We start from the raw sequence: 13,455 nt of genomic DNA, 5'->3' as shown, positions 1-13,455 counted from the left end.
CCTATGCAGTGAACCGTGTCGGTATCGGAGGTGCAAACAGCACATCGAACAAACCTTCGTCTTGCAATCGCGATGGAAATCAATGGCGGCCCCACCAAGGGACCGCCAACGAGACATAGTAGGCACACGCCTAGATAAAAACCACTCGCTCAAACTCGGTCTGCCCCGAAAGCACCGTAGGATCAACCTTTAGCCGCGGCAACCACTGCAGCTGTATTGATACCAAAGTGCTCATAAACGGCGTCAAATGGCCCGCTGGCCCCAAAACCGCTCATGCCCACAAACTTGCCCTTGCTGCCAATCCAGCGATCCCAGCACATGCGGATTCCCGCCTCAACGGCGACCCGGTTGGTCACTTCGGGCGGCAACACACTATCAATGTACGCTTGATCCTGGTTAGCAAAGATGTCCATACAAGGCATGCTGACGACACGCACCTTTTTGCCGGCCGCGGTCAGTTCAGTTGCCGCATCGACAGCCATGTACAATTCGCTGCCGCTGCCCATCAGGATCACGTCGGGGGTTCCCTCGCAATCACTCAAGATGTAGCCACCGCGACTGCATCCGCTGGCCGCTGCATACTTGGTGCGGTCCAAAGTCGGCATGTTCTGACGTGACAATACGAACATCGACGGGTGGTCACTGATGTTCATCGCCGCGCGATAACATTCGGCCACTTCGTTCGCATCGCCGGGACGGAAAACGTTCATCCCCGGAATGGCACGGCAAGCGGTCAAATGCTCGATCGGTTGATGCGTTGGCCCGTCTTCACCCACGCCGATCGAATCGTGCGTCAGAATGTAGATCACCGGTTGATGCATGATGCTGCTCAATCGCAGCCCGCCTCGCATGTAATCGCTGAACACGAAGAAGGTCGCCGCGTAGCTTCGCAGTCCTGAGAGCGACAAACCATTGACGATTCCGGACATCGCGTGCTCGCGGATTCCAAAGTGCAGGTTGCGGCCTTTGTACTGCCCAGGCAGAAAATCGCCCGCACCTTCGAACGTCAAATCGCTCTTGTTACTAGGAGCCAAGTCGGCGGATCCCCCGATCATGAACGGGATGTTCTTGGCGATCGCGTTGAGCACCTTGCCGCTGCTATTGCGGGTCGCGTCCCCTTTTTCGCTCGCTTCGAAGACTGGAATGTCCTTGTCCCATCCTTCAGGCAATTTGCCAGCGAACATCGCTTCGAGTTCAGCCGCTTTTTCGGGATTCGACTTCTGATACTTCGCCCACACGGCATCCCAAGCTTCGGACGCTTCGCTGCCGCGGGCTCCGACATTGCTCGCAAAGTCTTCGCGAACTCCCTCGGGCACGTAGAATTTCTCGTCCGTCGGCAATCCGTAGGCTTTTTTGGCCAACGCGACTTCGTCCCATCCAAGGGGTGCACCGTGCGCCCCGTGCGTATTTTGCTTGTTTGGCGCCCCCCAACCGATCACGCTGCGAACGATGATCAACGTCGGTTTGTCTTTGCATGCATGGAATTTTTCCAGTGCTGCAGCCAAGGCTTTGGTGTCGTTGGCATCATCCACGCGAAGCACGTTCCACCCCAACCCTTCGAAGCGGGTCGCAACATCTTCGCTGAACGAAAGATCGGTGTCGCCTTCGATCGTGATATGGTTGTCGTCGTACAACCAGCACAGGTTGTCGAGTTTCAGGTGGCCGGCGACCGAAGCGGCTTCACAAGCAACGCCTTCCATCAAGTCCCCATCACTGCAGAGCGCGTAGGTGTTGTAGTCAAACAGCACCTCGTCGTCCGTGTTGTAGTTTGCCGCGAGCCATTTTTCGGCCATCGCCATCCCGACCGAATTGCTGACACCGGCTCCCAGCGGCCCCGTGGTCGTTTCGATCCCGGCCGCCTCAGCGAACTCGGGGTGCCCGGCACAAACGCTGCCAATTTGACGAAAGTTCTTGATGTCTTCGAGCTTGATCGAAAGCTCATCGAGAACCTTGCCCGATTTATCGACCGCCTTAACTCCCGCCAAATGCAGCGTGCTGTAGAGCAACATCGATGCGTGGCCACACGACAGCACGAATCGATCGCGGTTGGGCCAATGCGGACGAGCGGGATCGTAAGTCATCGTCTTGTTGAAGACTTGGTAAGCCACCGGGGCCAATGCCATGGGGGTACCGGGGTGCCCGCTGTTTGCTGTCTGCACAGCATCCATGCTGAGGGCTCGGATGGTATCGATGGCTAGAGTTTGAATGTTCGTGGTGGCTACGCTCATCGGTACAGTCGCTCTCTGGAAGAGGGTTGGAATAAGTAAATCCGCGATTCGTTTCGTGGAAATGGCGATTTTAACAGGGGCTGTGGAAGGGATACGCGACCACAGCAAAATGGTACAGTTCTGCAAATATTAGCCGCCCGGAGCGAACGCCAAAAGGGTCCGTCAAATCTCGAGCCCCCAATCCCCCATCGATTCCAGCAGCGGCTGAACGGTGAGGTCGAACTGTAGGGGGGTTAGAGTCACGTTACCGTTGCGTAATGCGGTCACATCGAAGTGTTCGGCCGGTGGTTGCTTGGGTTCCGACCAAAGCGCCCAGTAGTAGTCTCGCCCCCCCGGATCTTGGCGTTTTTCGTAAGTTCGGCCGTATTGGTCCAGCCCCATCGGGACGATCGCTAGATGGGGAGGCGAAAGCGTGGCTGCAGTGGGGATATTCAGATTAAAGAGTTTTCCCTTGGCTTCGGAACGTTTCATCAGTCCGCCGACGACGTCGCGTGCGATCACGGCGGCCGCCTGGAAATCGGCATCGGGATCGTACTCCAACGACACTGCGACGCTGGTCACGCCAAAGAAAGCCCCTTCGATCGCGGCGGCGACGGTCCCGCTGTACAGCACATTGACGCCGGCGTTGAGACCGTTATTGATCCCGCTGACGACCAAATCGACCGGATTGTCCTTGAACAGCTCGGCGATCGCCAATTTCACACAATCGGCGGGCGACCCATCGACCGCCCACGCCCAATGCCGACCGTCGCGGCGGATTGATTTGCAGGTCAGCGGTGACAAAAACGTGATCGAATGCCCCACTCCGCTCTGTTCCGTCGCCGGCGCCACGACCACAACCTCGCCTAAATGACGAAGTTGTTGTTCGAGTGCGGCAAGCCCCGGAGCGAAAACGCCGTCGTCGTTGGTTAATAAAATTCTCATTGCGATCGATTTAAAGAGAGATTGACGAACGATACCGCAATCAAAGGAGCCCCGCCGCTAAAAAAACGCCGTGCAAAATAACGCGGGATCGCAGAACGATCCAAGCAGGCCCCTTGGGTATCAATGTGGCATTTTCTACACTTCGTGATTCTTTCCTGCGACACCACTCATTCCGCTCGCTCGAAAAGACTCTCTGCAAAGACGATTTCCACGCGCGGAAACAACCCAAACGTTGCAATGGCCGACACGACTTTATCTGCGTCTGAATACACGACCGACAGCCTGACCGCCCAGCGGATCGTGGTGCTCGATTTTGGATCCCAGTACGCCCAACTGATCGCCCGCCGCGTGCGGGAACAAAATGTTTACTGCCAAATCCTGCGACATGACATCGCGGCCGATCGGATCGCTGAACTGAATCCCAAAGGGATTATCTTGTCGGGCGGGCCGTCAAGCGTTTACGTCGAAGGGGCGCCCAAGTGTGACCCGAAACTATTTGAATTGGGCATCCCGGTGCTGGGCATCTGCTACGGCATGCAATTGGCCTGTGCCGCACTGGGGGGCAAAGTCGACAACACCCCTAGCCGCGAATACGGCCGGGCGGCATGCACGATCAAAAATAACGAAACTCTGTTCCGCGACCTCGAAGGCGAAATCGAAGTCTGGATGAGCCACGGGGACCAGGTCTCTTCGATCTCGGAAGTCTTCGAACCGCTCGCTCAAACCAGCACCTGCCCCTACGCCGCGATCGCGCATCGCACGCTTCCGATCTATGGGATGCAATTTCACCCCGAGGTCACGCATACGCCCCAGGGCGGGCAGATCCTCAAGAACTTTGTCATCGACGTGTGTGGCTGCGAAGGCACTTGGCAACTCGGCGATTTTGCTCAAGCCGCCATCGATCACGTCCGTGAATTGGTCGGCGATCGCCGGGTGATTTGTGGACTGAGCGGGGGTGTCGATTCCTCGGTCGTCGCGGCCCTGTTGTACAAAGCGATTGGACCACAGCTTTCGTGCATCTTGATCGACAACGGCTTGCTACGCAAAGACGAGCAAGCGTTGGTGATTCGCGAATTCAGCGACCACTTCAAAACCGACCTGCACGTGGTCCATGCCGAAGAACGATTCCTGGCGACGCTGGCTGGAATCAGTGAACCACAAGAAAAACGTCGACGAATCGGCTTCGCCTTCATAGACTGTTTCAAAGAAGAAGCAACCAAGATCAAAAACGCTCACTTCTTAGCCCAAGGCACGTTGTATCCCGACGTGATCGAAAGTGGCGCCGATCCCGACGGGCCTGCGGCGACAATCAAACTGCACCACAACGTGGGCGGTCTGCCCGAGGAACTTGGGTTTGAATTGATCGAACCGCTGCGGGACCTGTTCAAAGACGAAGTGCGTCGATTGGGGCTCGAATTGGGGCTACCTGAATCGCTCGTTTGGCGACACCCGTTCCCAGGCCCCGGCTTGGCCGTGCGTTGCCTTGGCGAAGTCACTCGCGAAAAATTGCAAGTCCTTCGCGAAGCCGACTCGATCGTCGTCGAAGAGATCGTCAACGCGGGACTGTATCGCGAAACCAGCCAATCGTTTGCCGTGCTGTTGCCGGTGCAAAGCGTTGGCGTGATGGGCGATGCACGCACCTATGACAATGCGATTGCGATCCGCAGCGTCAAAACGGATGACTTCATGACCGCCGATTGGAGCCATCTGCCCTACGACCTGCTGGCCCGCATGAGCACGCGGATCATCAACGAAGTCGCGGGAATCAACCGAGTGTGTTACGACATCAGCAGCAAACCCCCAGCAACCATTGAATGGGAATAGAGGAAACATCGCGGGCATCCTGCAACACGCGGTCGCCCCGAGGCTGCTCCGTTTCTTCCTGTAGCATTTTTCAACCTTTCACTTTTAACTTCAGACTTCTGCCATGGCTGGACAATTCATTTACCAAGTCACCAACCTCACCAAGAAACACGGCCAGAAGGTGGTGTTAAACGAGGTCAACTTGGCGTTTTACCCCGGTGCAAAGATTGGCGTGCTCGGCCCCAACGGCGCCGGGAAATCCACGCTGATGCGAATCATGGCGGGACAGGACACCGAATTCGAAGGCACCGCGCGATTGGGCAACGGATTTAGCGTGGGTTACTTGGAACAAGAACCGCCGCTGGACCCGACCAAAACGGTCTTTGAAAACGTGCAAACCGCGGTGGCCGACCGTCGTGCGGTGATCGATCGCTACAACGAGATCAGCGTGCTGCTTGGCGATGTCACCGACGACAACGAGATGATGAAACTTTGCGACGAAATGGCAAAGCTACAGGACATCATCGACACCCAAAACCTTTGGGAACTCGATCGCCAAGTGGAAACCGCGATGGCGGTCATGAACCTGCCGCCGGGCAACGCGAACATCGACAAATTGTCCGGGGGCGAACGCCGCCGCGTGGCGATGTGCCAACTACTGATCCGCCAACCCGACCTGCTGCTGTTGGACGAACCGACCAACCACCTGGACGCCGAATCGGTCGCCTGGCTCGAACAACACCTCGCTCGCTACAGCGGCACGGTGGTCGCCGTAACGCACGATCGCTACTTCCTCGACAACGTGGCTCAGTGGATTTTGGAAATCGATCGCGGCCAAGGCATCCCGTTCGAAGGCAACTACACCGCTTGGCTTGATGCTCGCGCGAAACGCTTGGCGGTTGAAGCACGCACGCAGAAGGCTCGCGATAAATCGCTTGCCCGCGAATTGGAATGGATTCGCATGAGCCCCAAAGCGCGGCAAGCGAAGAGCAAAGCTCGTATCAAGTCGTACGAGGAATTGTCGGCTCAATCGTACGAGGACAAACCAGACGAACTGGAGATCCAAATTCCATCCGGCCGCCACCTGGGCGACCTTGTGATCGAAGGCAAAAACATTCACAAAGCGTTCGGCGAGAAAGTCCTGATCGACGACCTCAGTTTCCGTTTGCCACCGGGTGGTATCGTCGGGGTGATCGGTCCTAACGGGGCTGGCAAAACCACGCTGTTCCGCATGTTGACCGGACAAGACACCCCGGACTCGGGCACGATCCGCGTTGGCGAGACGGTCGACTTGGGCTACGTCGACCAAAGCCGCGACGCATTGGATCCGAACAAGACCGTTTTCGAAGAAATCAGCGGCGGCCATGACCACTTGGAAATGGGCGGACGCAGCATCGCAGCTCGCTCGTATGTATCGCGATTCAACTTCAAAGGCCCCGACCAAGAAAAGAAGGTCGGCAACCTTTCTGGTGGAGAACGCAATCGAGTCCACTTGGCAACACTACTACGAAAAGGTTGTAATGTGTTGCTGTTGGACGAACCGACCAACGATCTCGATGTCGATACGTTACGCGCCCTTGAAGAGGCGATTGAGAACTTCGCCGGTTGCGTGGTTGTCACCAGTCACGACCGCTGGTTCCTTGATCGACTCGCAACGCACATCCTGGCGTTTGAAGGCGACGGGAAGCTAACGTGGTGCGAAGGCAACTTCGACATCTACGAACGAAACCTTCGTGAGCGGATGGGAGACGATCCGGACGAAGTTTCCAAACGAGCTCGTTACAAAAGCATTCACGCGGGTTAATTTCGCTGTCGCGGTTTTGTCCTCCGAAGGCTGAAGTTCCTGGAAAACAGGATTCAGCAAAATGAACATTCAGTACCGCAGCACTCGGATTCGACAACCTGAACCGATGTGCTGCGCTGCCCCTTTGCGGGTAAACCACCCCACACTCTCACACCACAACGAAAGACAAAATCAATGACCATTCTTCGAGTCGGAACAAACGAAAAGTATTCGGACGGTTGGAGCTCTATCTTCGGCGACGGCCCCAAGCCCCAAAAGACAACGAAGAAAAAGTCCAGCAAGAAGTCGGCTAAGAAAAAAACGACAAGCAAAGCAAAGGCCGCCGCCCCGGCGCCGAAAACCAGCAAAAAGAAAACGACCAAGAAAAAAGCGGTAGCCAAAGCCACGGTTGGCAAAAAGAAGGCGACCAAAAAGAAAAAGAAGGGCTGAGCTAAGAGCATGAACAGAGCGGGACAGGCTTCCGGCCATCCGATTCACCGATCGGCCCGACCGGAAGCGGCGTTGCCACTCCCGCAGTGACACCCCTCCCTTCCACCGACGCTTTCATCCCGAAACGTGCCCTACGAGATGCCAAACCAATCGCCCCCCGATGCAATCAAAGAACCGCTTCGGCGACTGGCGGGTTATCTAAACTTCTCGTCCGGCACCAGCGACCCCGCGATCTTCACCGCTTGGAACGAAGTCTATCAACAAGCATCCGCAGGGGACCCGCTAACCGGGCCCGCCGCGTGGTTGGTGCTCAAGGATTGGATGACCGAAACGCTGGCGTCGCTGCAAGCCAGCCAAGCCGCGTTTCGGGATACCAGCCAAGCTCAACGAGTCGTCAAGATTCTGTGGAGCGATCTGCTTCCCGCGTACGTCGATTACCATCGCGATCTGCTGTTTCACCAACAGCCCGAACTGCTGTTCAACGGCTTCTTCATGGGCCGTGCGGCCGACGTGATCCTAGCGATTGCGTTCGCCGGTGATGCCAATGACGCCAGCGACGAAGCGATTGTCGATCGTGCGATCGAACAACTCAACGACTACGTTGGTTATCGCCCTGTACCGGTGCTCGAGAATCGCCGCTGCGAACCGTACCCACACGAGTTTGTTCGGCCGATCCCGCTGTACATTGCCGGCGCCGGAATTTCCGCGGGCCCGTATCATGATGTGATCGAAGCGGCTCTGGAAGTACTCCGCGACACTGACCCGGACATCCTTCGCGCTGCCTCGTTTGATCTGAACCGCGTTCAAGAGCTTTCGCTGGACCCGCGCGCGTTCGATTTTGATCACCCGGTGAACCGAAGGCCGAACTATCACTTTGGCGGCTGGGACACTCGGTCGATCACACTGGACGGTCACTACGACCGATTCGTGTTGCGACAAGTCACACTGGATGCCCTGCTCAGCCGGCTTCGTGAACCGAGCGACATGGAACGATCCGAACTGCTGGTCGAAGCCGCGACCGTTCTAGCTGGCACGATCTTGATGGCTTCGGGAATCAGCGGATGGGGGCCGGGTGCGTACACCAGCGACATTACTCTGACGTCGCTGATGAAGCCCATCGCTTCCTACCGGGACGCGTTTTACGAAGATCGATTGAGGCAATTGCAAGGCCAACATGCCGAACGTTTGGCGCAAGAACAACAACTGCGGCGGCAACCGTTTGGAGCCGTCCGGCAACACCTAAACGCGGCCCTTGCCGAACGCCGCGCCGTGCAGGTTCAACATGTCCAACTAGCTCGCATGTATGCCCGCATGGGGTACCCGGATGCGGCCAAACGGCAATCCGATACGGTGCCTGCAGCATCGGCGAGAATGTTTTGCCGAATCGATTGCGACATGACCTTGGGTCTACGCGCATTGCGAGCCGGACGGATCGAAGACGCGCTGCGTGTGCCGGCGGAAACATTCGACCTGCTTCGCCGTGCGATCGAATGTGGCGCGGTCATCGACCCGTGGGACATTCTCGGGTTTGGGGGCAACTTTAGCTTGTACCCCAGTCCCGAATGCAGCGTCCATGACGCCCGCGTCGATGATTTGTTGTTCATGATCGAACAGATGTTTAGTTACATGGCCCGGGTTTGGAGCGAAGCTGCAGCGCAGAACAACCAAGCCGCCTATGACGAGATGGAAACGCGCTATCGCGAAATGGCCGAGTGGTGGCGTCAATTCGCCGCGCACACGATCGATTCGATCGAAGCCACCGATCCGCTGGAATCTTACGAGTCGGCTAAACTTGTCGCGCGAGCCCTTCGGCTGTGGCACGAAGGGGGCGCCGAAGCCGGCAATATCGCTTTCTGGGCACCGCATGCGGAACTGTTTGACTCGCCTCGCGCTTATGCCCTAGTGATCTCGGCGCTGCTTGACCGCGACGATTTCACGCCCGCAATGGCGTTGTTGGTGCACTGGCTAAACAACGCCGATCGCGTTGGACTACGACTCGGTGGCAGCTCGCTGCCGCGACTCGCCGAGCGTTGGTTGCTGCGATTGCGATTCTCGCTCGAAGGCGAAGGCGAAGCCTACGTGCAGCCCGCGCTGAAACAGTCCGCCGGAAACGACACGGCAAAAATCTGGCCAATGGTTCGTAAATTCTTCGACTACCTCGAAGCCAATGCCGAATCATTCTGGTCCGCACCGCAGTTCAACCTCGATCAATCGCCTGGCACATCGAAAAACCGCGACTGGGATCGCGAACTGCTGCAGATCGAAGAAGGCGACGACGAGGACGGCGGACTGTATGACGCCGCCTACGAGGACATGTCCTATCGTGACACCACCGACGATGGCAACGAAGGTGCGATTTTCGAATATGGCGACGATGGCAGCCGCGATGAGCTCGAAGCGGAATCGAAACGGCTGACCGAACACCTCAGCTTCATGCAGTCGTTGGCACGCATGTGGGCCGTCGCCGCCGACGTTGCCGTGATGGACGAAGACGAAAACGATTTGCCCGACCGCGTGCAATCGCTCGAAGCGTGGGGCGCACGCGCACGTGAAAACCGGATCGGGCTGCTCGAGCTACTCGATGCCGTCCGTCGTTACAAAATCACCTCCGGCGGCAGCGACAAAGAGTCGATGCGGAACTATGACCGCCACCGGGTGCTGCGTGACTCGTTGATGGAACGAATCATCGGCACCGCAGTCGAAATGTCGGATTCACGGCGATTGGTTTGCGGCGCCTTGCTGGCTCATCCGACCACCAGCTGGGATTCGATCGATCCCGACGACGAGATGGTCGAAGACGACGTGAAGAGCGTCAAGATGTTCGCCGCCCTAATCGCTGGTGATACCGAAGCGGTTCGCAAACAGTTCCCGTCGTTCTTGGCGGCACTGCGTGACAAGAACCTGCTATACATCCCGCTGTCACGCGGCGGTGATCCGGTGAAGATCTATGTCGCACGATTACGACAACGTGTGCTGCGTCACTTGATGCTGTGGTTGCCCCGTCGTGGTTTGATCGCCGAAGCATGCCAGTTGATTGAAACGGCACGCGAGATGGAACAATTGAATCCGATTGGCGTCGGCGCAGTTACCGAGTTTGATGGACTGTTCCAAGTTGGATTCCGCGCTCTGGTCGCTTCGATCGTCGAATCGGTACGCATCAATCGCGAAGCCAACCATGACGAACCGGTGGACGAAAAAGCGATTGCCGATGACCTGATTCCGCTATTGGAACGGCTGACCGAAACCCTGCTTGGCAGCTGGCTTGCACACAGCCAAACGCTACGTCTGTCGCCGCTGGAAACCGTCACCGATCCGAAGAAGTGGGCGCAACTTGTTGAGTTCATCAAAGAGTATGGCGACCCGATCTTTACGCAAATGTTCCTGCAACTCGGCAACGTCCGCGCCATCCTGCATCAGGGCGTCGGCGTTTGGTTGGAACGTGTCCTCGAAGAAGGGGACGACCAATTTTGTGACACCAAGCTGTTTAGAGATCTTGAATCGGGGGCACTGAAGATCTCACGTGCCGAACGACCGATCGCACTGGTGTATGAAGCATTGATTGATCATCACGCCGAGTACCTGGATTACAACAGCACGACGACGCAGAGCGATCGTGGCGACTTAGTCTATATGTTCTTGGACTTCTTGCGTTTGCGAGTTCGCTATGAACGCATTGCATGGAATTTGAAACCAGTGATGTGGGCTCATGAAGTCTTGGTGCGAAGTGGACTCGAAGCCGCATCGGTACTGTGGCGACGCAGTCTCAGCGAACGTATTGACTCGGAAGCCGAGATCTACGTCACCAAGCTTCGCCAAATGCAAAAGGATTATGCGATGCGAATGCCGACGGTCGCTGACCGCATCCTTGAACGGTTTGTGCAACCAATGACGATCGACCGGATGCGTGCGTTGGTGGGACCGGCGATGCGTGATGCCGAAAACAATCAGCCCAGCCGCGCGTTCGAATTGCTCGAAGAAGAATCTGAAATTTTGACGCGGCATCCCACCGGAGTCGGACTCGACGTTCCCGCTTGGCTAGATGCTTTGGAAGAAGAAGTCGAACAGCTAGCAAAGCGAAGAATCAGTAGCGAAATTGATCCTCAATCGCTGATCACCATTCCGGTCACACCGCTAAGTGTCAGCGAACTGAATGATCAATTGACGCTTGCTCGCAGCCAAGGACGTCGTTTGCCGCACATGCAATAGACAAACCGCTGTTTTGACCGCGTCCTGCCCTTTTCTTTTAAACATGATTTCCCTTTTCTTTTCGATCTAAGTTCGCGAGATTTTTTCTGCGAAATTTTCTTCTGCATGCTATGCGGATAAACGAATCTTTACAAAAGTGGCCGAGCTATCCATACTGCGACCCGCACGTGATGGACGCAGGGCACTCTGTAAACATTCGTCCGGATTATTTCGTTCGAAAAACTCACTGAGAACCAAATCGGAATGGACCACTTTTCGACAAGCAAAGACACACGGATGAACATGCTTGCCATTAGCCAGTTATCCACACTGCGATGGAGTTTTTCAGAAGACGTTCACGCTTACGCATCACGAGGCTTCACGGGGATCGGAGTCTATCGTCCCAAGCTCGAAGACTTTGGTCTTGACCGCACCATTGAACTGCTGGCCGAGGCCAGCATGTCGGTCACGTCACTGTCATGGGTCGGCGGTTTCACCGGCAGTGATGGACGTGCCACCGATGATGCGATTGCCGATGCGATCCATGCGGTCCGCGACGCAGCCAATTTAAAAGCCGACACCTTGATCGTGCTCGCCGGCGGCCAGAACAATCACATTCGCAACCATGCCCGACGCACCCTTTGTGACGCACTGCACGAGATCGCGATTGTGGCCGAAGAGTTTGGCGTTCGATTGTCACTCGAACCATTTCACCCGGGGTGTGGTGACGAATGGTCGTTCGTGAACGACTTGCAATCGACGCTCGACATCATCGAAACCGTGGGCAGCCCCAACTTGGGTTTGGTACTGGACACGTACCATGTCGGCATGGACGAAGAGGTTGTGCGTTGGCTGCCCGACGTGGTGCCTCATTTGCATCTGGTTCAACTTGGCGATGCCCGCCATTCACCGCTAGGTGAGATGAACCGCTGCTTGTTGGGCGAAGGCTGTGTTCCGCTACGCACGATTCTGGAAACGCTTCGCGAGCATCGCTACGCCGGTCCGCTGGAAGTCGAATTGATCGGCGAAGATGTCGAGACTCATTCGTACGACGAGATCCTTGATCACGCCCGCAACTTCTTTGATCGCATGCCCGGACTCGTCGGCAACAAGTAAACGAAGCGGCCCTGCCAAGAGTCAATAGAGTATCGGCTTCTGCAGTGCCCCTGCTCGGGTCGCTGCGTGTCTCCGATAGCTATCCGCGTTTTGCCGGCGAAGCGGTGTCGCCTAACGTCGCTTCGGTTCCAGGGGAACGGGCTGCGGCAACCAATCCACCGACATAGATAAGTCCAGCAGACACAGCCGAGGCAGTGGCGATCGCAGTCAACGCACCGACCGCGTATCGAATGTACTTGGCGATGACAACCATCCCCATGAACCCGATCTCGCCCGTAGACTCAGGTGCAAGCATGTCCGCACTTGGCCAGACACCCCAGAGGACTGCGGCGAAGCAAGCCAGCGAGAACAATACGAAGAGAGCAAAAATCAACTTCGGCGGCAAAGCAGTGACTCCATGATCCTTGACCAAGCCGGCAGCTTATTCACCGTTTTCGGCTGTCGTTGAGTGCGACGTCGGTGCTGCTGCAGAGACCGTCCATTGCGGGATCGGGATCATCGACGACCGAGCCACCAGCAGGAGCATGCCAGCCAAGATCACGAGCATCGGCATTTCATGATCGACGTGAAGTCGACCAGATTGCCGGAGCACCGAGAGCAGGCTTGCGATGAGGAAGAAGGGACCGATGGCGACCGTGACTTTGTCGATACCGTGCATGACCATCGGAAGCAGCCCGGCGGCCGCAAGTCCGAGAGTCCAAATCCAGTTGATATCGGGCGCTAAACCGAGCGACGAGAGTAGCCATCCCACTCCGACAACGATTAGCACAAAAGGAAGCAGAAGCGTTCGTTTGTCGGCAGCAAATGGAGGTCGATCAGGCATTATCGGTTGGATGCGGTGCAATCGGCGTGGAGGACTGTAGCAGGGATATCGTTTACAGACGGGTGACACCTGCCTTGACGGCGGAGAACGAATCCAATCCCCCCACCAGCATAACACCGAATCATCGACCACGCGGCGGCGAA

At 56.6% G+C, this 13,455-nt stretch carries 9 protein-coding genes; 5 read left to right on the top strand and 4 right to left on the bottom strand.

Annotated features, from left to right (window positions below):
* Positions 1 to 182: 182 nt before the first annotated feature.
* On the bottom strand, positions 183 to 2,228 hold the full coding sequence (tkt, locus tag ABEA92_RS24855) for a transketolase (protein WP_345687360.1): 2,046 nt from the start codon (positions 2,226 to 2,228) through the stop codon (positions 183 to 185).
* Between the two features lie 162 nt (positions 2,229 to 2,390).
* Positions 2,391 to 3,152: a 5'/3'-nucleotidase SurE gene (gene surE, locus ABEA92_RS24850; protein WP_345687358.1), complete on the bottom strand. Its 762-nt coding sequence runs from the start codon at positions 3,150 to 3,152 to the stop codon at positions 2,391 to 2,393.
* 237 nt (positions 3,153 to 3,389) lie between these two features.
* Here surE and guaA point away from each other — a divergent pair, with 237 nt between their 5' ends.
* The 5 genes from guaA (at position 3,390) to ABEA92_RS24825 (ending at position 12,489) form a co-directional block, all read left to right on the top strand.
* Positions 3,390 to 4,976 (top strand): glutamine-hydrolyzing GMP synthase, encoded by a 1,587-nt coding sequence (gene guaA / locus ABEA92_RS24845; protein WP_345687356.1) that lies wholly within the window; start codon positions 3,390 to 3,392, stop codon positions 4,974 to 4,976.
* Positions 4,977 to 5,079: 103 nt separating this feature from the next.
* Positions 5,080 to 6,759: an energy-dependent translational throttle protein EttA gene (ettA, locus tag ABEA92_RS24840; RefSeq protein WP_345687354.1), complete on the top strand. Its 1,680-nt coding sequence runs from the start codon at positions 5,080 to 5,082 to the stop codon at positions 6,757 to 6,759.
* A 174-nt stretch (positions 6,760 to 6,933) separates the two neighbouring features.
* Positions 6,934 to 7,188 (top strand): hypothetical protein, encoded by a 255-nt coding sequence (locus ABEA92_RS24835; RefSeq protein ID WP_345687352.1) that lies wholly within the window; start codon positions 6,934 to 6,936, stop codon positions 7,186 to 7,188.
* Between the two features lie 138 nt (positions 7,189 to 7,326).
* Entirely contained in the window at positions 7,327 to 11,394 is a 4,068-nt protein-coding gene (locus ABEA92_RS24830; protein WP_345687350.1) for a hypothetical protein, read from the top strand.
* Between the two features lie 276 nt (positions 11,395 to 11,670).
* A complete protein-coding gene (locus ABEA92_RS24825; RefSeq protein WP_345687348.1) occupies positions 11,671 to 12,489 on the top strand; it encodes a sugar phosphate isomerase/epimerase family protein in 819 nt (272 codons plus the stop codon).
* A 79-nt stretch (positions 12,490 to 12,568) separates the two neighbouring features.
* Here the strand turns inward: ABEA92_RS24825 and ABEA92_RS24820 are convergent, their stop codons facing one another.
* Positions 12,569 to 12,784 carry a hypothetical protein gene (locus tag ABEA92_RS24820; protein WP_345687346.1) on the bottom strand — a complete coding sequence of 72 codons (216 nt, stop codon included), beginning with the start codon at positions 12,782 to 12,784 and terminating at the stop codon, positions 12,569 to 12,571.
* Positions 12,785 to 12,910: 126 nt separating this feature from the next.
* Complete coding sequence (locus tag ABEA92_RS24815; RefSeq protein ID WP_345687344.1) at positions 12,911 to 13,312, bottom strand: hypothetical protein; 402 nt, start codon at positions 13,310 to 13,312, stop codon at positions 12,911 to 12,913.
* Positions 13,313 to 13,455: the final 143 nt, after the last annotated feature.

The sequence above is a fragment of the Novipirellula caenicola genome (assembly GCF_039545035.1).
Taxonomy (GTDB): Bacteria; Planctomycetota; Planctomycetia; order Pirellulales; family Pirellulaceae; genus Novipirellula; species Novipirellula caenicola.
The sequence above is the reverse complement of the archived record's forward strand: the minus strand, read 5'-3'. Positions and strand labels throughout refer to the sequence as shown.

What these genes read in the sequence shown, in the direction of transcription:
- ABEA92_RS24825 (WP_345687348.1), top strand. Translation starts at nt 11,671, where the DNA reads ATGAACATGCTTGCCATTAGCCAGTTATCCACACTGCGATGGAGTTTT.
- ABEA92_RS24830 (WP_345687350.1), top strand. Translation starts at nt 7,327, where the DNA reads ATGCCAAACCAATCGCCCCCCGATGCAATCAAAGAACCGCTTCGGCGA.
- ABEA92_RS24815 (WP_345687344.1), bottom strand. Translation starts at nt 13,312, where the DNA reads ATGCCTGATCGACCTCCATTTGCTGCCGACAAACGAACGCTTCTGCTT.
- surE (WP_345687358.1), bottom strand. Translation starts at nt 3,152, where the DNA reads ATGAGAATTTTATTAACCAACGACGACGGCGTTTTCGCTCCGGGGCTT.
- tkt (WP_345687360.1), bottom strand. Translation starts at nt 2,228, where the DNA reads ATGAGCGTAGCCACCACGAACATTCAAACTCTAGCCATCGATACCATC.
- ABEA92_RS24835 (WP_345687352.1), top strand. Translation starts at nt 6,934, where the DNA reads ATGACCATTCTTCGAGTCGGAACAAACGAAAAGTATTCGGACGGTTGG.
- ettA (WP_345687354.1), top strand. Translation starts at nt 5,080, where the DNA reads ATGGCTGGACAATTCATTTACCAAGTCACCAACCTCACCAAGAAACAC.
- ABEA92_RS24820 (WP_345687346.1), bottom strand. Translation starts at nt 12,784, where the DNA reads ATGCTTGCACCTGAGTCTACGGGCGAGATCGGGTTCATGGGGATGGTT.
- guaA (WP_345687356.1), top strand. Translation starts at nt 3,390, where the DNA reads ATGGCCGACACGACTTTATCTGCGTCTGAATACACGACCGACAGCCTG.